This window comes from Flavobacterium praedii (assembly GCF_026810365.1).
GTDB lineage: Bacteria > Bacteroidota > Bacteroidia > Flavobacteriales > Flavobacteriaceae > Flavobacterium > Flavobacterium praedii.
In genome coordinates this window covers 824,829-842,573 of the sequence record NZ_CP113948.1, presented here as the reverse complement: position 1 = coordinate 842,573, position 17,745 = coordinate 824,829, and the positions used below count along the sequence as shown (strand labels likewise).

Below are 17,745 nucleotides of genomic sequence, written 5' to 3'. Positions count from 1 at the left end.
AAATTATGTCTGAAGAAAAAAATATACCCGAATCAACAAAATACGAAACCTTTACCCAGGAAGAGTATATGATTATGAAAGACGACTTGCTCAGACCAATTGAAAAGATTGGAAAAGCAGGTAAAATATGGATTGCATTTCTAACAGCAGTATTCTTGGCAGGAGTTGTTGCCTATTATTTACAAGAATCAAGGGGTAAATATGTTACTACTGGCTTAAGAGATTATACCATGTGGGGGATCTATATCTCCAACTTTTTGTTTTTAGTAGCCTTAAGTTTATCATCTGTATTTATGTCTGCAATATTAAAATTGACGAATTTTGAATGGTACAGACCTCTTTCTAGAATTGCAGATGTGATTTCATTATCTAGTATAACCATGGCTGGAATCTGCATAATGATTTCAATGGGACGTCCAGATAGACTGCATCATTTATTTATATATGGACGAATACAATCTCCTATTGTTTGGGACATTATAGTTGTAGCGACTTATTTTGTAACCTGTGTATTGGTCCTTTTTATTGCATTAATACCATCTCTATCAACTTGCAAAAATCATTTGAAAAATCTTCCGAAATGGCAATTAAAAATGTATGACATTCTTTCTTTTGGTTGGCACGGCACGGCAGAACAATGGAAAATACTTAAAAAAACAGTTCTTATTTTGACCGTTTTACTAATTCCTTTAGGAATTGCATTAAGAACAGTAAGCGCATGGCTTTTCTCAACAACCTTAAGACCAGAATGGGATAGTACTAATTTTGGTGCCTACTTTGTTTCAGGTTCTGCTTTATTAACAGTTGCAGTAATGATTATCGCTATTTCTTCCTTTAGAAAATTATACCATTTAGAAAAATATTTAACAGAAATGCACTTTGACAAATTAGGTCAAGCAATGGTACTGATGGGATTAATTTATGCCTACTTTAACATCAATGAATATCTTGTTCCTGCATATAAAATGTCAGGTTTGCATGCCAATCACTTATTGGATTTATTTGTTGGTAATAATGCCTTTTTTTATTGGTCAGTTGTGTTTTTTGGAATTTTGGTACCAAGTGTTTTGCCGATGTTCAAAAAAATGAGAAAACCATTACCGCTAACAATTATAGCACTCGCTGTATTAATTGCAGGCTGGTTTAAATTTTATTTGATTGTAATACCTGGTCTCTCTCATCCTTTATTGCCTATACAAGATGTTCCAGCGTCATGGAAACATTACACACCGAGTTTGATTGAAATGACTATAGTAGCAGCAACAATTGCCGGGACCATGCTTATTACAACCTTGTTCTCAAGATTTTTCCCAATCATATCTGTATGGGAAGTTGCGGAAGGAAAATTAGAAGGAAAAGAAGAAATCATTAATTATAAATAATTCCCAAATGGAAAAATATAGATATTTTATGACAACTTGCTTATTGATTTTGTTTGCTATAACAATTTCAAATGCACAAGATAAAGTAGCAAAAATCACCTTAACTTTTGAAAAAGCGGATTCTCTTTACATTTGCAAAGCTTTAGTAACATCTGAAGGACAGCCAGTTTCTGAAGTACCTGTAAATTTATCTGTAAAGCGCTTATTCAGTAATTTACCCATAGGCGAAGAGGTAGCTACAGATTCTACAGGTGTGGCTTCTTTTGAAATTCCTCAAGATATTCCATCTAGAAACGGAAAATTGATTATATTTGCTAAAATAGCTGACGACGAAAACTATATGAATACTGAAGCAAGAGCTGAAGTAAATTGGGGTAAAATTGTTGTGAGTGATAACTCAAATGTACAAGAACGTTCAATCTCAGCCGGAAGAGATGAAGCTCCAATCTATTTTATTGTTTCCTCTTTATTAGCTATTGGTCTAGTATGGGGATATTTAATTTACTCCGTAATACAAGTGTTTAGAATAAAAAGATTAGGTACAGAGTATAAAAATTAATTTTAAAACAACTATTAAATTTACAATTATGAAAAATTTGAAACAAATCCTTTTAGGTATAGCCGTAGTAACAGTATTAATGTTTACTCAAACTAGTAATGCACAAGCAAAACCAAAAGGTAAAGAATGGAAAGTTCCTGCTGCTGATGCAAGCAAGAAAAGTACAGTAAAAGCTGGAGATGCAACAGCTATAAGTGATGGAAAAGCCATTTGGGGAAAAGATTGTAAATCTTGCCATGGTGTTAAAGGACTTGGTGATGGAACAAAAGCGGACAAAATTGATATTAGTTGTGGTAATTTTTCTTCAAAAGAATTTCAATCATTGTCTGATGGAGAATTGTTCTACAAAACAAAAATAGGTAGAAAACCAATGCCTTCATTTAAAGAAAAATTAAGTGATTCAGAAATTTGGGCTGTTGTTGCCTATATGAGAACTATGAAATAGTATCATTATAATTTTATACCAAAAATGGGTTTGAGCAATCAAACCCATTTTTGGTTTATTATTTTGAATATAAAGTTAAAAACTTCTTTTCATATTCAATACAAAAAGTTCTTTAATACCATTTATAGTAAAGAGGCTATAATTTATTAAAATAGAATATAGTATATACAAATAATACAATTTATCATTTCATACTTTTCTAAAAAGCATAATTAAAATCTTTCATAAAAATAAATGAAATAATCTATTATATTGATTGGATACCCGATACATGCTCTAATACCTTATACTTGATTTTTATTCATAAAAATACCCCCAAAAGCATCTTCCTTTTTGGGGGTATTTCAGTTTAATAACAATCGTAAAGTTTCAAAACAAACTTACTAACTATTCATTCTACATTGAAAAAATAACTATTTTTTACTCCATTCAGCGATACTTTCTCTATTCATTTTTACATAATCTTGATTTTTTGCCACTTCAGCAGCTGCAAGAGAAAGATTAGCTGTTTCAATAGCCCCTTTTTTGTCTCCCAATTTGGCTTGAATCAATGATTTCAATCTGTTATACCAAAATGGTTTATCAGAGCTCATATCTAATGCTTTATTCACATAAGATAAAGCTTTTGTATTATCTCCATTCGATTGAAAAATATATTGTGCTGCCGAAAAGAAATCTCCAGATGTAGGCCCTGCTAGAGCTTTTTCGATATTGGCAAGAGTTACTTTTTGAGTTGGAACTTCAAATTTCATAGAAACTGAAGAATTCTCCCACGCCATATCCAAATAAGCGAAATTAGCATCCAGACTATTTATACCAATAGTAAAACTTTCTACCGCTTTTGGCAAAGATTCTTCTTTCACAGTAGTTCTAAGTACAACATTTGCTTCATTCCAAACTTCTGGATTTCCCCAATTGTTTGTAGTGGAATAAAAAATTACTTCCCAACTTTCAATTTTGGGAATCGTGTACAAAGCATACTTCCCTTTTGGCAAGGTTTTACCATCGATGACAACATCTTCACTAAATGAAATCGTTGTATTTTCATTGGCTCCAGTTCTCCAAATTTTCCCAAATGGGACTAAGTTTCCAAAAACGGCTCTACCTCTTGCGGCCGGTCTACAATAAACAATTTCAACATCTGTTAATCCTACAGTTTGGAAAACAGTGGCTTTTGGACTTGCTTGAGGTGTTTTCAATTGAGCCTCAGAAATAAAAGGAGCTATAATAAAAGCTATAGCAATACATATTTTTTTCATGTTATTGGTTTAAGTAATTGCTCAAATTTACAAATTCAGAAAGTGCCAAATGTTAATTATATCTTAATTCAGATTTAGTATTTCGAAACAATTTCAAAATTCAATTCATTAAAATGATTTACTACCACATCAGCCAATACTAAATCTTGATCTTTTGAATGAAAACTATTGTATCCAACGCAGAATATACCAGCAGCTTTAGCTGCTTTTACACCATTGGTACTATCCTCAATTACGATACAATTTTCTTTTGGTGCAATAGATAATGAAGCCGCATGCTCAAAAATAGCAGGATGTGGTTTTGATTTTGGAAAATCTTCACCACTTACGATATGGGTAAAATATTGGTGTAAATCAAATCGACGAAAAACCCGATCAATAGTCACTTTAGAAGCCGATGAAGCCACAATCAACTGCATCCCGTTTTGATGAAAATCTTTAATTAAATGCTCCACCCCTTCCAGTAAAGCCAAGTCTTCTTTGCTATCGAAAGCATTATTAAAAATAGATCTTTTTCTCAAAATCAAATCTTCTACATCTTTTTCTAGCTGAAAATGCTCTTTCAATTTCTGAAAAGTATTGCGAGTTGATAATCCTGTGAAAGATGTGTACATTTCTTCTGGAACTTCAATATTGAGTTCGCCAAATTGTTGGTAATACGCATAACGATGTACGAGTTCTGTATCAACAATTACACCATCCATGTCGAAAATTACGGTTTGTATCATTAAAATTTTAGTTTAAATTGTTTAAAGTTTTATTTAGTTTCAAATTGTTTAATGAAAGTCGTTTAACATTGGTAAAACATTCTCTGAAATTTAGTTTTAGCCCAACCTTAAACTTTTTAAACTCTTAAACAATGTAAACTTTTTATTCTTTCTTAAGCAAATAGCGAATTACCGTTTCTGCAGCATATAAACCAAATAAACCTGGCATATAGCTATTGGTTCCGTAGAAAGATTTTTTAAAATTGGAACCATCAGTCATTTTTAGACTGGATTCATCTTGAATTTCAGACGAAAAAACCACTTTCACTTTATTAATTTTTTCTTTTTTCAAACGCTTTCTGATGGTTTTGGCAAAATAACAATTGATTGTTTTAGAAATATCAGTAACTTTTACTTTAGAAGCTTCCATTTTTCCTCCCGCTCCCATACTGCTTAAAATTCTTACACGTTTTCTTTTGGCTGCAATGATTAAATTTAATTTTGGCGTAACGCTATCTATACAATCTAAAACATAATCATATTCATCCGTAACAATTTCAAAAGCGCGCTCTGGCGAAAGAAACTCTTTTATTCGTATCAAATTCAATTTGGGATTGATATCCATCAATCGATCTCCTACAACGTCCACTTTAGGTTGTCCCACTGTTGAATGCAAAGCGGGTAATTGTCTGTTGATATTGGTAATATCAACCACATCTCCGTCTACAATGGTCATTGTTCCCACTCCTGCTCTAGCCAAAAATTCGGCTGCAAAAGACCCCACTCCGCCAAGCCCTACGACCATTACGTGGGCATTCTGTAAATTTTGTAATCCTTCTTTTTTAAATAATAGTTCGGCTCTTTCTGTCCACTCTGCCATATTAATTCTTTTTATTTTATTTCTTAAAGTTGCTTTTTAAAAACTGCTGCAAAATTACGTTGTATTTGTTGTTGTATTTCATCTATGTCCCATTTTTTATATCGGGCTGCCAACGCATACACTTCTTCGATTCCTTCTTCCAAAGTATCGGTTTCGAGAAAAAATCGATCATTGGGTATAGTTTCGAAAACTTCTTTCAATTCTGGATTGCGCATTAAATATTTACCAAACGAAATATAAAATCCATTATCAATCATTTCCTTAGCCACTTGTTTGTTTTTTGAAAAACCATGAATAATCATCGGAACTGTAATTTTCAAACGTTTCTTGGTAGCAATTACTTCTTGAAATGCCGCCACACAATGGATTACAACAGGTTTATTCTGTTTTTGTGCTAAAAGCAATTGTTTTTCAAAAACCATTTGTTGCAATTCAAGCGGAATCTCTACGCGCTTGTCCAATCCACATTCGCCTAGAGCGAGACAATTGGGTTCCTGCAATTTATTTTCAATGATTTCCAAATCAGCCTCCAATCTTTGTTCATCGATATACCAAGGATGTATCCCAATTGAATAAAACGGAATAGTTGCATCAAATTCATGCGGATATTGATTAACGAGTTCTAAAACCGTGTCCTGATTCGTAAAATGATGAGTATGTAAATTAAAATATTTCATTAATCATGGAACTTCTTTACTCCCGCTTTGATTTCGATTCCTAAATCGTTTTCCAAAGGTACTTTTGGACAAGAATATTTAGGGCTGTAAGCACAATAAGGATTGTAGGATAAATTAAAATCAATAACAATCGTGTTTCCAGATGGTATTTTCAAGTCAATATACTTTCCTCCTATGTAACTCTCTTTACCGGAGGTCAAATCCGAAAAGGGTAAAAACAAATAGTCTTTGTATTCCTCTTTTTTGGAGAGTTCAATATTACGATAAATATTCAGTTTGAACTCTTTTCCTTCCATCTGAAAACGAGCTTCCCCATATTTCACATACATTGGCTTTCTGGTTGTTGAAGTTGGCATTTCAAACGGTTTTTCGTTCTCAGTTCTGATGAATTGAGCAACCACAAAAGCTTTTTCATTTATAGGATAAAAATCCAGCGCCTTGAAACGAGCTAAATCTTCAGCTAACAGTGGACTTGTCTTGGCATCTGCATATTCAGCATTCAGCTCTTTTTGAAATTTTTCGACAACCGCCACATCAAATTTTTCTTGGGCAAAGTCTACATTAAATAATGTCAATAGAACCAAAGTCAGTATAACTCTCATATTTTAAAATTTTAAACAAAAATAGTTTAAAGTTGGAAAGCTACAAAGTTTATATTTAGAGAAACAAATATCTTGAAATACAATAAATATCTCTCTAGCCCAGATTACTTCACTTAAAATTTATTTTCATTGGAGTTCAGTGAACTTCGTTTGAAACGAAAATCCTTTTTATTTTTTCTTTAAAAATAAAAAGATTACTTCACTTGCTTTTATTTTTTTTTGTGTTCAGTGAATACATTTGCAGTGTATAGCTGGAAATAGCTCCTAAAAAACTTTGTAGATTTGCTATATAATAATTTACTACATGCTCAAAACTGCTCTCGGTCGCTACATCAACAATTTCAAAGGATTCACACGTGAAGTCTGGATACTGGCTTTAATCACTTTTGTCAACAGAGCGGGTACGATGGTGCTGCCGTTTTTATCCAAATATTTAAAAGAAAATTTACACTTTACCTATGGCGAAGTGGGATGGATTATGGTCGCCTTTGGCTTGGGATCTATGCTGGGTTCTTGGCTAGGAGGTAAATTGACCGATAAGATTGGATTTTATAAAATCATGATTTTCAGCCTTTTTACGAGCGGAATACTGTTTTTTATCCTGCAATACATCACCTCTTTTTGGGGATTGTGTATTGGTATGTTTATCATCATGGCCATTTCTGATATGTTTCGCCCCGCCATGTTCGTTTCCCTGAGCGTGTATGCAAAACCCGAAAACAGAGTTCGAGCCCTATCCCTAGTACGATTGGCAGTCAATCTGGGTTTTACGGCCGGTCCCACATTAGGCGGGTTGATTATTTTAGGGATGGGATATCGCGGTCTCTTTTGGGTCGATGGAAGTTCCTGCATCATTGCGATTTTGATATTTGCCTTTTACATCAAAGAGAAAAAGAGAATCCCAATTGCCATAGAGGATGCTGCGACCAAAACCATCCCAAAACCCATTTACAAAGACAAACCTTTTTGGTTGCTGTTGTTCATCAGTTTTATCACCGCGATGGTTTTTTTCCAAATATTCACCACACTTCCTTTATACCATCATGAGAAATTTGGCTTAAGCGAATTCCAAACCGGTCTGCTCCTTTCCGTCAACGGACTATTGGTTTTCCTTTTAGAAATGCCTATCGTCAGTAGATTGGAACGCAAAAAAGCCAACAAAATCAAGAACATCGGCTATGGCTCCTTATGCATTGCGGCAGGATATTACATTTTGTTATTCGATTCTTGGGTAGGTATTTTAGTCATCAGCATTGTATTACTTACTTTGGGCGAAATATTTTCCTTCCCTTTCGCCAATGCTGTTGCCATCAACCGAGCACCAAAAGGGCAAGAAGGTCAATATATGGGACTTTACACCATGAGTTTCAGTTTGGCACACATTGCCAGTTCAAAAACGGGACTCGAAATCATTGCTCATTTTGGTTATTTTGTCAATTGGTTTATAATGGGAAGCCTTGGAATCTTAGCATTACTTTGCGGCATTTGGCTCAACAAAATGATACAGCACGAGCAAAAATAATAACCTACTTCAGCGACAATTTAAGCTATATTTGGGCGTGACCCCATTAAGAAAAAGAGCCAACTTATAGCAACGCTTATTCGGCTCTTTTTCTTAATGGGGTCGTGCTATCCGCGCTACTTCGGTAGCTAGCTTCTATCACTCACGCAAAAAAAAGTTGTGTTCCATTTGATATTTTGTAATTATATCGCTTTTATACACGTATCCTAACAGGTTTTCAGAACCTGTTAGGTATTCCTTGTTGTATTCTATAAGCATTAATAAGTTCCAATAACTTTTCAGGACTTTTAGATTTTAAAAACATTGCTTAAATATTAAAATAATCTGATAAAAATACCTAACAGGTTTTGGAAACCTGTTAGGACAATTATACATCCCAATCCCAATCCCAACAAAACCAATATAAAACTAAAATTTTAGTTAAATAACTATATTTATAGTTTACAAACTAGAAATATAGTTGTAAGTTTGTTTCAAATTAAATCATCATGCAAAAACTAACAAACAAAGAAGAAGAAATCATGCACATTTTATGGAAGCTCAAAAAAGCATTTGTAAAAGAAGTAATGGCCGAAATCACAGAGGATCAACCGCATTATAATACTTTATCGACTATTATTCGCAATCTTGAAGAAAAAGGATATGTTTCGTATAATGCCTTTGGAAATACCCATCAATATTACCCAATAGTGACATTAGAAGATTACAGAAAACGCTTTATGAATACTGCCATTGATAATTATTTCAACAGTTCGTATAAAAATATGGTTTCCTTTTTTGCCAAAGAAGAAAAAATAACCGCCGATGAACTGAGAGAAATTCTTGCCATGATTGAGCAAAAACAATAACAAATATGGAAACACTATTCCTAAATATAGCAAAATCCAGTGGACTGATAGCAATGTTCTATATCGCTTATTATTTCCTATTGCGAAAAGAAACTTTCTTCAGTGCAAATCGTTGGTATCTTTTGGCAGGATTGGTCACCTCTGTAATTTTGCCTTGGATCGTTTTTACCACTATTGTTTGGGTAGAACCAACACCAAACAATTTTGATTGGTCCAAAATCCCTCATAGTGTTCCAGTACAAAAAGAAAGTTTTGAAATCAATTGGCAACTTGTTTTGGTTGCTGCTTATGGTATTGGAACGGTGTTGTTTTTAATCCAATTTGCTTTTGACTTTTACAGCCTTAATCGCGTTTTAAAAGGCAAAACCATTCAACAACAAGCCGACCATAAATTCATTGACTTAAAAGAAAATATTGCTCCTTTTTCCTATTTCAATACTATTGTTTATAACTCCACTTTATATACTCAGTCCGAACTGGAAAGTATACTGGAGCATGAAAAAGTACACAGCGAACAATACCACACCATAGACGTCTTAATCACGCGTTTATTTTGTATTCTTTTCTGGTTCAATCCATTTGTTTGGCTGTACAAAAAAGCCATTTTGCAAAACTTGGAGTTTATTGCAGACAGTGAAGCAACCAAAAATTTATCCGATAAAAAAGCGTATCAACTCACGCTTTTAAAAATAACAGCGCACGAAAATTGTGTTGTGCTTACCAATCATTTTTATCAATCATTAATCAAAAAACGAATCGTTATGTTAAACAAAAATCAATCAAAAAAATGGAATTCTTGGAAGTATGTTTTGGTACTTCCGGCTCTAGTCGCGTTTGTAATTTTATTCCAAATGGAAGTAATTGCAAAAGAGAAAAATCAGATTCCAAAAGCAGAAAAACTGACTTCAACTTCAAATGATGAAGATGTTTATAAAATTACCAAGAACACCTCCGAAGCTGAATTAAAAGAAAAAGCAGAAACAATCACTAAAAACTATGGCATAACCGTTCTTTTTTCAAATACAAAAAGAAACTCCAATAACGAACTCACGGCTATAACTGTTGAATTGAAAAAAGGAAAAGAGATTTCCAGTAATAGAAATGTTGCTAGTTCGGAGGCAATAAAACCTTTTGGCATAGCTATTTCAAAAGATTCAAAAGGAATACTGGGAATCGATTTTGTCGAAGAGGATAAATCAGTTGACAAGTTAGTTGTTGTAAATAATATTGTTTCGGCGGATACACCTATTTCAGCTGATACTCAAATTTATATAAACGGATCAAAATCAGACAAAGTCGAAATGGACAAATTAGATCCAAACGAAATTGCTACAGTAAATGTCAATAAAAATAATGAAAAACAAGAAATCAGAATTACTACAAAAAAATTCGCAAAAATAGGCAGCGAGAATGACATTTATATCAATGGCAAAAAAGTCGAACAAAATGATTTAGACAATTTAGATCAAGGAACAATCGAAACTATGGATGTGAATAAGGAGGGGAAAACAATCCGAATTATAACAAAAAACAGAAACTATAACCAAGACAAAAACATGCCTGTTCCGCCTGTACCTCCTACTCCGCCGGTTATGAAAATTAAAACTCCTGCTCCTCCTGCATTCCCAAAAGCACCTAAAAGTCCAAAAGGAGACCCAATAAATGGAGATAAAAAAGCTTGGAAAGAGTTTGAAAAGAAAATGGAAGAATATGATGCCAAAATGAAAAAACTAGAACCTCAAATGGAAGCTTTCGACAAACAAATGGCAGAATTTGACAAACAAATGGAGCCTTTCAACGAACAAATGGAAATTTTTGAAGAGAAAATGAAAGTTTACGAAAAACAAATGGAGGAATATCAGTCAAAAATGGATCAAGAAAATAATTAATTCTATTAAAATTCAAAAAAAAGACGGTTTCTCATCAAAACCGTCTTTTTTTATATCTTTGAAAAAAATTAAACAATGTTTAAAATCCTTGCCCAAATCAACAAACTTATTTTTCCAAGCTTCACCAAACAAAGATTGGATGTTTCCAAAGCTAAAAAATGGCAAATGGCAATAATTGGATATCGTTATTATGTAACTACCAGAGCGCTTGGATAAAAATTCCTGAATAGTTTAAAATTGATTGGATGGTTTAAAGTTTAATGTTGTTTTGACTACTTCTGCTTAAACAATATTAGACCAAAAGCATTTAGTATGTTATTGCCGCAAAAATCTCATTCCCAGCAATCTTTTCCCTTCCGTTCAAGAAAGTGATTTCCATCAGAAAATTGCATTGTACAATTACACCTCCTAATCGTTCTACCAATTCACAAACTGCTTTTGCCGTTCCGCCAGTGGCCAAAACATCATCATGAATCAAAACTCTATCCCCTTTTTGAATCGCATCGGTATGAATCTCGAGTGTATCGGTACCATACTCTAAATCATAAGAAGCCGAAATCGTATCAAAAGGCAATTTATTGGGTTTACGAACCGGAACAAAACCTACGTTCAATTCCTGCGCTAAAAGCATCCCGAAAAAAAAACCACGGCTTTCTACACCAATTACTTTATCAATTTTTTTGCCTTTTACCGATGAAACCAAGATTTCGAGGCATTCTTTTCTTGCATTTGGATCAATTAATAACGGAGTGATGTCTTTAAACACAATTCCCTCTTTTGGAAATCCCTGAATATCACGTATATAATCTTTTAAACTCATTTTTTTTAATTTTTATGTAATTTCATGCTTGCAAGATACATATTTATTCCTATATTTGCACCCGCAAACACGTTCAATGTACAACTTTGAAAACAATGAATAAGTAAGCAAAATGGCCTTGTGGCGCAACTGAATAGCGCACTTGATTACGGCTCAAGAGGTTACTGGTTTGAATCCAGTCAAGGTCACTCTACGGGACAAAGAAGAAAATCTTCTTTTGTCCCGTTTTTTTTTATTATCTATTTTACTACTAACACATCGACTATTTTAAAAAAAACGGATCAGGTGCAAAAGTTTTGAACAAAGACCAAAAATTAAACAGAAACTAAATAGCAAATGCACAAAGTTTTTATTATTAACTTTACACAAATATTTAGACAACCAAATATAATATTTCATTAAATAAATACTTACAGCGTTAAATAAATAAAATGTAATTTATACCGAAATAGATTCATATTTAATAATTTATCTAATTTCAAAACAAAAAGTAATATTCCAACTAAGTTTTACCAACGCTTAAATAAGTAGAGACCTAAAAAAAATGGAAACTATTCCAATAAGACATATTCATGAAGGCCCAAAAGAACCAAACTTGTCTGGAAGTTTTAGCGTAAGAGATATTCAAAACTTGCTATTGGAGAAAGATATGGTTCAAGAGCTGCATAGGCATGATTTTTACTATATACTGGTTTTAAAAAAAGGAAGTGGCTCTCATGAGATAGACTTTAAACCATATGAAGTTCGCAATCATACTATATTCCTGATGCGCCCGGGACAGGTACATCAACTTACTTTAAAAACGGGCAGTTCAGGGTATTTGCTTCAATTTAAAACAGATTTTTTTAACTCTCAAAACAAATTAGCACAGGAGCTTTTACGCAAGGTTAGTCACATCAACTTTTGTAGCATTGATAGTGATGGATTTAATAAGCTGGAGACTATTTTGTCTTATATATTAAAAGAGTACAGCGAAAAACAAGAAGGCTATCAAGAGGTTATTAAATCCAATTTGAGTATTTTCTTTATCGAATTAGTTAGACATCGTCAAAACAAAAAAATGGCGTCTAAAGAGAATAATCCCTATTTGCAGGAACAACTGGAGAAATTTCTAGAACTTTTAGAAACAAACATTACTAAAAACAAACAAGTATCTCAATATGCCGATATGCTGAATATCTCAACCTATCAACTGAATGCTATTACAAAGACATCGCTAAATAAAACACCTTCTGAACTTATTAATGAGCACATTGTTTTAGAATCAAAAAGACAACTTCTGGCAACATCCAATCAAGTGAACCAAATAGCGGATCAGCTTGGATATGATGATATTTCCTATTTCATACGTTTTTTTAAAAAACATACTGATTATACACCGGAAGCTTTCCGAAACAACTTTAAATAAGTCCTATCCAACTTCATTTTTGTCCTATCTACCAGCTTACTGTTACTTATACCTTTGCTGAATAAATAATATAAATATTCAAAAAAAGTATATCGACATGAAAACAAAAATGAAATTAACAGCGGCCTTAAAAATCTGGATTGTAATATATCCCTCTATCACATTATTTCTTTATTTATTGAGTAAATCGTCATTGGAATTACCTTTGTTTCTTAAGACATTATTTCTAACTCTTATACTCGTGCCTTGGGTCGTTTTTGCAGGTGTTCCTTTTGTAGATTTTATTCTGCGTCAACTTTCAACTGAAGTCAACAAAAAATAATCTAGCATGAAAGTTAGCAAGAAAACTTTACACTTTTCTTCTAGACGAAAATTCATTAGACAAAGTGGGCTGGCAATTGTAGCACTTACATTGCCATTCCCCAAAACAAAAATTTCAAACGACACTAAAATGAAAAATATTACAAAATTCGATGTAATTATAGTTGGAGGCAGTTATTCAGGCCTTGCTGCTGGTATGGCTTTAGGCCGAGCTTTGAAACAAGTTTTAATTATTGATAGTGGTAAACCTTGTAATGCGCCAACACCCCATTCCCATAATTTCCTTACCCAAGATGGAAAAACTCCAGGAGAAATTGCAACTCTCGCCAAACAACAAGTCGAAATGTATGATACCGTTTCGTTTTTTGATGGTTTGGCAACAAATGGAAGCAAAACGGATAATGGATTTGAAATTCAAGTGGCTTCTGGAGAACTATTTCAAGCAGATCAATTAATTTTTGCAACAGGTATAAAAGATGAAATGCCAAAAATTGAAGGGTTTTCAGATTGTTGGGGAATATCAATGTTGCACTGTCCCTATTGCCATGGATACGAAGTCCGAAATCAAAAAACGGGTATACTAGGCAATGGTGAACACGGCAATGAATTAGCCAAGTTGATTTCAAATTGGACAAATGATTTAACGTTATATACCAATGGGAAATCAACTTTGACCGAGGAGCAAACAGAAAAGCTGAAGAAACATCAAATAAAAATAGTTGATACAGAAATTGAAAAATTGGAACACAATAATGGTTACCTTAAAAATATCATTTTCAAAGACGGAACAAAAGCAGAAGTCAAGGCTATGTATTCCCGCAACTCATTTGAACAACATTGCACTATTCCTGAATCTTTGGGTTGTGAATTAAATGACGAAGGCTATATCAAAGTAAATCCTTTTCAAGAAACTACTATCGATGGCGTTTTTGCCTGCGGTGACAATACAACACGTATGCGTTCAGTCGCAAATTCTGTAGCAATGGGAACAGCTGCAGGTATGATGGCTAGTAAAAAAATGATTTTAGAACAATTTTAAAAATACAATTATGAATACATCTTGGGATAATGAATATAAAAATATGTGGGACGAGCGTTACAAAGAAAACGAATTTGTGTACGGCAAAGAACCCAATCTATTTTTTAAAGAATGGGTTCAAAAATTTGAGCCTGGTACTCTATTAATGCCTGCTGATGGCGAGGGACGTAATGGTGTCTTTGCAGCAAAATTGGGTTGGAAAGTAACTTCAACTGATTTAAGTGAAGAGGGGAAATCAAAAGCATTTGCATTGGCCAAAGAAAAGAATGTCTCACTAGAATATAGAGTTGGTGATATCGAGCAACTTCATTTTGAAGCAGCATCATTTGATGCTATTGGACTAATCTATGCCCACTTTGCTGCAGAAAAGAAATCATTTTTGCACAAAAAATTAAATGAGTATGTCAAACCAGGAGGTATTATTATTTTCGAGGCTTTTAGTAAATTGCACTTAGTTTATAATGAACGTGATCCAAAAGTGGGAGGCCCCAAAGATTTTAATATGCTATTTTCTACTGCTGAAATAGCAGCCGACTTCGAAAATTATGAGATCCTACTATTAGAAGAAAAAGAAATCACATTAGAAGAAGGCAAATATCATATCGGAAAAGGTTCCGTGATTCGGTTTGTTGGAAGGAAAAAATAGCTCTCTTTAATAGAATTTTAGAGATTTTAGTTTTATTCCGCTTAATTCTATAAACAACAGCATTTGTTTACTATTTTTCGACCATATAAGTCATATAAGTTTTCTTTTTTAAGAAAGCGCATAAAATTAAGTTCATTTAAGTCAAAGCTCGTAGTCGGATCAAGGGTTTTAACTTATATTCTCTTTAGGGTGCTCGTTTAAAGCACAGTAAAAAATATCTTATATGGCTTATATGGTTAAAATTTAATGCTGTTAATCATAGAATAAATCCTTTTATTCCTATATAATTTAAAAGTTTGTCGTACTATCAATTATGTTTTACAATAAAAGACAACTAGTGTTTAATTGAACATCCCTTTGGCTATAAAATCTTTATTGTAAATTAGCCATCGGAATTAAAAAAAGCGACTCAACTTTGCCACAAATCTAATGACAACAAAACGATGGAAGACAAACTCTTAAATTATTTTTCTAGAATAATGTCTATTTCAAAGGAAGAAGCTGATGCTATTGCAGCCACTATGGTGATTAAAAAATATGAAAAAGGTACTGTATTACTTAAAGAGGGACAGATTTCAACAGAGGCTTATTTTGTTTTAGAAGGCTGTGTGAGGCAGTATTTTATTGTTGATGCAGAAGAAAAAACGGGTAATTTTTTCACCGAAGAACAATGGGTAATTTCTTTAAACAGTTTTAGTAATAACCTTCCTTCAAATCATTATATGGCTTGTTCTACAGACTGTATTCTTGTGGTTGGTAATAGAGAAAAAGAAGAAGATTTATACCGTCGATTTCCAAAACTAGAAACCGTTTCCAGAAAAGTAATGGAAAAAGTATTTACAGAACAACAGGAAATAATGTCATCTTATACCACTGATACTCCTGAACAACGTTACGTGAAACTCTTAAATTCAAGACCTGAATTATTTCAAATAATACCGCAATACCAAATTGCCAGTTATATAGGTGTCAAACCGGAATCATTGAGCAGAATAAGAAAGCGGATAGCTCAAAACAATCAAAATTCAAGTTCTTACTAATTGAATTTTGATTGTTTCATTGAATAATGATTCCATATTTTTATAAAGTATCGTTTAACAATGGTATTTATTTTTTTTCAGAATATTCCAAATCAATAAGGCTAAAATTAACGTCAAAACAGAAAATATTTTTTCAAAGTTTGTCTTGGCTAATAGGTTTCCAAGAGTATTAAGAAGAAAAAGGATAAAGAAAATCCACAATATGCTATTTATTACTTTTTCATTGACTCGCAATTTTAAATAGTTTCCTTTAATTGATACAATGGAAATTAAAAATAGATTGATCAAGATCGAAATTGCTTCGAATATATACATTTCAGTATCATTTGTAAGACGACCTCCCCAAGCAATGTCATAAGGAATAAGTTTTAGCATTATGAAAAAGTGAAAAACAGTCACCATTAATAGCATTCCTAGCAATATTTGTATCGAATTTAGCGTTTTATTCATTTCAAATTTTATTGGCAATTTAATGAATCTCGATTGCTATATTCCCTTTTTTATGCCCTTTTTCAACATAAGTATGTGCTTCTGCCATTTGTTCTAATGAATACGTTCGATCAATAACCGGTTTTAATTGACCAGCCTCAATAAGCGTTTTAAGAAAATTGATATCCTCCGCTTTATGGCTAATTATACCAGTCATAACTTTTATCTTTCTGCTATTAGTCATTGATATCCATGAACCTTGTAAAGTTTCCGATAATCCTGCTGCACTTAAAATCAAGGTTCCATAAATTTTCAGAGAGTCCAAACTATCTGAAATAGACATTTTATTTACCGAATCAAAAATCAAATCATAAGTTTCTCCATTTTTAGTAAAATCCTCTTTGGAATAATCAATTACTTTATCTGCTCCTAATGATTTCACTAAATCAATATTGGCAGTGCTGCAAACTCCTGTGACATTTGCTCCAAAATATTTTGCCAGTTGAACAGCAGCAGTCCCAACGGCTCCTGAAGCACCAAAAACAAGCACTTTTTGATCTTTTTGAACAGAAGCTTTTTTCAAAAAATGCAAAGCTGTTGTTCCTCCAAATGGAATTACCGCTACTTCTTGATGTGTAATAGTATTAGGTTTTAATGCTATAGAACCATCTTCTGGAAAACATTTATAGGAGGCATACGTGCCAAAACTCATATCGGTATGGCCAAAAACTTCATCACCAACTTTAAAATGTTGCACACTTGAACCGATACTTTCAATTTCACCTGAAAAAACACTACCAAGTATGCTTGTTTTTGGTTTAAAAAGTCCAAAAAATAATCGAACGGCAAAAGGATCTGCTTTTCGCAATCTCACATCACCCGAATTGACTGCTGTTGCCCTAATTCGTATCAGAATTTCATTGTCCTTTGGAATTGGTTTTTCGACATCTTTCAATTCAAGAACTTCTGGAGAACCATATTGTGTGTAAACTATTGCTTTCATGTTAGGGTTAATTATTTAACGGCACAAATGTAATAGCATTGTTTTCCTCATCCATTGACTTTAGTTAAGAAATAAAAAAAAGTGCGCTCTAAAATTTTACAAATCACTTAAGATAATAATATAGAGATAGACTATTACAAAAATATTCACATCCAATGCTGTTCTTTAAAAGCGTTCAAGTACTATTTAAAATAAGTCCTATTCAACTTCATTTTTATCCTATCATGTGCCTTAGCCCTTGAAATATCTTTGCTGAATAAATAATCAAT

General features: G+C 33.0%; 20 protein-coding genes and 1 tRNA gene. 13 read left to right on the top strand and 8 right to left on the bottom strand.

All coding sequences use genetic code 11. The annotated features are described in order from the left end of the window. Nucleotides 1-5: 5 nt before the first annotated feature. From nrfD to OYT91_RS03640, 3 genes are read left to right on the top strand one after another with little or no spacing between them, the layout of a single operon-like run. Nucleotides 6-1,382, top strand: coding sequence for an NrfD/PsrC family molybdoenzyme membrane anchor subunit (nrfD, locus tag OYT91_RS03650; RefSeq protein ID WP_281239554.1), 1,377 nt, complete (start codon nt 6-8; stop codon nt 1,380-1,382). Between the two features lie 7 nt (nt 1,383-1,389). Next, nucleotides 1,390-1,941 carry a hypothetical protein gene (locus tag OYT91_RS03645; protein WP_281239553.1) on the top strand — a complete coding sequence of 184 codons (552 nt, stop codon included), beginning with the start codon at nt 1,390-1,392 and terminating at the stop codon, nt 1,939-1,941. Nucleotides 1,942-1,969: 28 nt separating this feature from the next. Beyond that, complete coding sequence (locus OYT91_RS03640; protein ID WP_281239552.1) at nt 1,970-2,386, top strand: c-type cytochrome; 417 nt, start codon at nt 1,970-1,972, stop codon at nt 2,384-2,386. 413 nt (nt 2,387-2,799) lie between these two features. Here OYT91_RS03640 and OYT91_RS03635 read toward each other — a convergent pair whose 3' ends face one another. The 5 genes from OYT91_RS03635 to OYT91_RS03615 all read right to left on the bottom strand — a co-directional run bounded on the left by OYT91_RS03635 (nt 2,800) and on the right by OYT91_RS03615 (nt 6,511). Further along, nucleotides 2,800-3,645: a DUF2911 domain-containing protein gene (locus OYT91_RS03635; RefSeq protein WP_269222991.1), complete on the bottom strand. Its 846-nt coding sequence runs from the start codon at nt 3,643-3,645 to the stop codon at nt 2,800-2,802. Between the two features lie 74 nt (nt 3,646-3,719). Then, nucleotides 3,720-4,373 carry an HAD family hydrolase gene (locus OYT91_RS03630; RefSeq protein ID WP_281239551.1) on the bottom strand — a complete coding sequence of 218 codons (654 nt, stop codon included), beginning with the start codon at nt 4,371-4,373 and terminating at the stop codon, nt 3,720-3,722. A gap of 142 nt (nt 4,374-4,515) precedes the next feature. Beyond that, on the bottom strand, nt 4,516-5,232 hold the full coding sequence (locus tag OYT91_RS03625) for a tRNA threonylcarbamoyladenosine dehydratase (protein ID WP_281239550.1): 717 nt from the start codon (nt 5,230-5,232) through the stop codon (nt 4,516-4,518). Nucleotides 5,233-5,255: 23 nt separating this feature from the next. Beyond that, nucleotides 5,256-5,909 (bottom strand): TatD family hydrolase, encoded by a 654-nt coding sequence (locus OYT91_RS03620; RefSeq protein ID WP_281239549.1) that lies wholly within the window; start codon nt 5,907-5,909, stop codon nt 5,256-5,258. Then, a complete protein-coding gene (locus OYT91_RS03615) occupies nt 5,909-6,511 on the bottom strand; it encodes a DUF1684 domain-containing protein (protein ID WP_281239548.1) in 603 nt (200 codons plus the stop codon). Before OYT91_RS03615 ends, OYT91_RS03620 begins: the two co-directional genes overlap by 1 nt. A gap of 304 nt (nt 6,512-6,815) precedes the next feature. Between OYT91_RS03615 and OYT91_RS03610 the strand changes: the two genes are divergently transcribed. From OYT91_RS03610 to OYT91_RS03595, 4 genes are all read left to right on the top strand, one after another. Continuing rightward, entirely contained in the window at nt 6,816-8,033 is a 1,218-nt protein-coding gene (locus OYT91_RS03610) for an MDR family MFS transporter (protein ID WP_281239547.1), read from the top strand. A gap of 488 nt (nt 8,034-8,521) precedes the next feature. Further along, entirely contained in the window at nt 8,522-8,881 is a 360-nt protein-coding gene (locus OYT91_RS03605; protein ID WP_281239546.1) for a BlaI/MecI/CopY family transcriptional regulator, read from the top strand. Between the two features lie 5 nt (nt 8,882-8,886). After that, nucleotides 8,887-10,770, top strand: coding sequence for a M56 family metallopeptidase (locus tag OYT91_RS03600; protein WP_281239545.1), 1,884 nt, complete (start codon nt 8,887-8,889; stop codon nt 10,768-10,770). Nucleotides 10,771-10,845: 75 nt separating this feature from the next. After that, the gene (locus tag OYT91_RS03595) at nt 10,846-10,986 is read left to right on the top strand and encodes an SsrA-binding protein (protein WP_281239544.1); all 141 of its coding nucleotides are present in this window, start codon (nt 10,846-10,848) and stop codon (nt 10,984-10,986) included. Nucleotides 10,987-11,077: 91 nt separating this feature from the next. Here the strand turns inward: OYT91_RS03595 and OYT91_RS03590 are convergent, their stop codons facing one another. Continuing rightward, on the bottom strand, nt 11,078-11,590 hold the full coding sequence (locus OYT91_RS03590) for an adenine phosphoribosyltransferase (protein ID WP_281239543.1): 513 nt from the start codon (nt 11,588-11,590) through the stop codon (nt 11,078-11,080). Between the two features lie 114 nt (nt 11,591-11,704). Between OYT91_RS03590 and OYT91_RS03585 the strand changes: the two genes are divergently transcribed. From OYT91_RS03585 to OYT91_RS03560, 6 genes are all read left to right on the top strand, one after another. Next, nucleotides 11,705-11,778: transfer RNA gene (locus tag OYT91_RS03585), tRNA-Arg, on the top strand. Nucleotides 11,779-12,134: 356 nt separating this feature from the next. After that, nucleotides 12,135-12,998 carry a helix-turn-helix domain-containing protein gene (locus OYT91_RS03580; RefSeq protein WP_281239542.1) on the top strand — a complete coding sequence of 288 codons (864 nt, stop codon included), beginning with the start codon at nt 12,135-12,137 and terminating at the stop codon, nt 12,996-12,998. Between the two features lie 97 nt (nt 12,999-13,095). Beyond that, nucleotides 13,096-13,320: a putative antibiotic biosynthesis monooxygenase gene (locus OYT91_RS03575; RefSeq protein WP_281239541.1), complete on the top strand. Its 225-nt coding sequence runs from the start codon at nt 13,096-13,098 to the stop codon at nt 13,318-13,320. A 129-nt stretch (nt 13,321-13,449) separates the two neighbouring features. Further along, nucleotides 13,450-14,358, top strand: a complete 909-nt coding sequence (locus OYT91_RS03570) for an NAD(P)/FAD-dependent oxidoreductase (protein ID WP_281239540.1) — start codon at nt 13,450-13,452, stop codon at nt 14,356-14,358. A 10-nt stretch (nt 14,359-14,368) separates the two neighbouring features. Beyond that, nucleotides 14,369-15,004 carry a class I SAM-dependent methyltransferase gene (locus OYT91_RS03565; protein ID WP_281239539.1) on the top strand — a complete coding sequence of 212 codons (636 nt, stop codon included), beginning with the start codon at nt 14,369-14,371 and terminating at the stop codon, nt 15,002-15,004. A 443-nt stretch (nt 15,005-15,447) separates the two neighbouring features. Next, nucleotides 15,448-16,044, top strand: a complete 597-nt coding sequence (locus OYT91_RS03560) for a Crp/Fnr family transcriptional regulator (protein ID WP_269223002.1) — start codon at nt 15,448-15,450, stop codon at nt 16,042-16,044. A gap of 54 nt (nt 16,045-16,098) precedes the next feature. Here OYT91_RS03560 and OYT91_RS03555 read toward each other — a convergent pair whose 3' ends face one another. Next, nucleotides 16,099-16,494, bottom strand: coding sequence for a hypothetical protein (locus tag OYT91_RS03555; protein ID WP_281239538.1), 396 nt, complete (start codon nt 16,492-16,494; stop codon nt 16,099-16,101). Between the two features lie 19 nt (nt 16,495-16,513). After that, nucleotides 16,514-17,476 (bottom strand): NAD(P)-dependent alcohol dehydrogenase, encoded by a 963-nt coding sequence (locus tag OYT91_RS03550; protein WP_281239537.1) that lies wholly within the window; start codon nt 17,474-17,476, stop codon nt 16,514-16,516. Between the last annotated feature and the right edge of the window lie 269 nt (nt 17,477-17,745).

Excerpts from the sequence above, each read along its gene's own strand:
- nrfD (WP_281239554.1), top strand. The coding sequence starts at position 6 with ATGTCTGAAGAAAAAAATATACCCGAATCAACAAAATACGAAACCTTT.
- OYT91_RS03645 (WP_281239553.1), top strand. The coding sequence starts at position 1,390 with ATGGAAAAATATAGATATTTTATGACAACTTGCTTATTGATTTTGTTT.
- OYT91_RS03640 (WP_281239552.1), top strand. The coding sequence starts at position 1,970 with ATGAAAAATTTGAAACAAATCCTTTTAGGTATAGCCGTAGTAACAGTA.
- OYT91_RS03635 (WP_269222991.1), bottom strand. The coding sequence starts at position 3,645 with ATGAAAAAAATATGTATTGCTATAGCTTTTATTATAGCTCCTTTTATT.
- OYT91_RS03630 (WP_281239551.1), bottom strand. The coding sequence starts at position 4,373 with ATGATACAAACCGTAATTTTCGACATGGATGGTGTAATTGTTGATACA.
- OYT91_RS03625 (WP_281239550.1), bottom strand. The coding sequence starts at position 5,232 with ATGGCAGAGTGGACAGAAAGAGCCGAACTATTATTTAAAAAAGAAGGA.
- OYT91_RS03620 (WP_281239549.1), bottom strand. The coding sequence starts at position 5,909 with ATGAAATATTTTAATTTACATACTCATCATTTTACGAATCAGGACACG.
- OYT91_RS03615 (WP_281239548.1), bottom strand. The coding sequence starts at position 6,511 with ATGAGAGTTATACTGACTTTGGTTCTATTGACATTATTTAATGTAGAC.
- OYT91_RS03610 (WP_281239547.1), top strand. The coding sequence starts at position 6,816 with ATGCTCAAAACTGCTCTCGGTCGCTACATCAACAATTTCAAAGGATTC.
- OYT91_RS03605 (WP_281239546.1), top strand. The coding sequence starts at position 8,522 with ATGCAAAAACTAACAAACAAAGAAGAAGAAATCATGCACATTTTATGG.
- OYT91_RS03600 (WP_281239545.1), top strand. The coding sequence starts at position 8,887 with ATGGAAACACTATTCCTAAATATAGCAAAATCCAGTGGACTGATAGCA.
- OYT91_RS03595 (WP_281239544.1), top strand. The coding sequence starts at position 10,846 with ATGTTTAAAATCCTTGCCCAAATCAACAAACTTATTTTTCCAAGCTTC.
- OYT91_RS03590 (WP_281239543.1), bottom strand. The coding sequence starts at position 11,590 with ATGAGTTTAAAAGATTATATACGTGATATTCAGGGATTTCCAAAAGAG.
- OYT91_RS03580 (WP_281239542.1), top strand. The coding sequence starts at position 12,135 with ATGGAAACTATTCCAATAAGACATATTCATGAAGGCCCAAAAGAACCA.
- OYT91_RS03575 (WP_281239541.1), top strand. The coding sequence starts at position 13,096 with ATGAAAACAAAAATGAAATTAACAGCGGCCTTAAAAATCTGGATTGTA.
- OYT91_RS03570 (WP_281239540.1), top strand. The coding sequence starts at position 13,450 with ATGAAAAATATTACAAAATTCGATGTAATTATAGTTGGAGGCAGTTAT.
- OYT91_RS03565 (WP_281239539.1), top strand. The coding sequence starts at position 14,369 with ATGAATACATCTTGGGATAATGAATATAAAAATATGTGGGACGAGCGT.
- OYT91_RS03560 (WP_269223002.1), top strand. The coding sequence starts at position 15,448 with ATGGAAGACAAACTCTTAAATTATTTTTCTAGAATAATGTCTATTTCA.
- OYT91_RS03555 (WP_281239538.1), bottom strand. The coding sequence starts at position 16,494 with ATGAATAAAACGCTAAATTCGATACAAATATTGCTAGGAATGCTATTA.
- OYT91_RS03550 (WP_281239537.1), bottom strand. The coding sequence starts at position 17,476 with ATGAAAGCAATAGTTTACACACAATATGGTTCTCCAGAAGTTCTTGAA.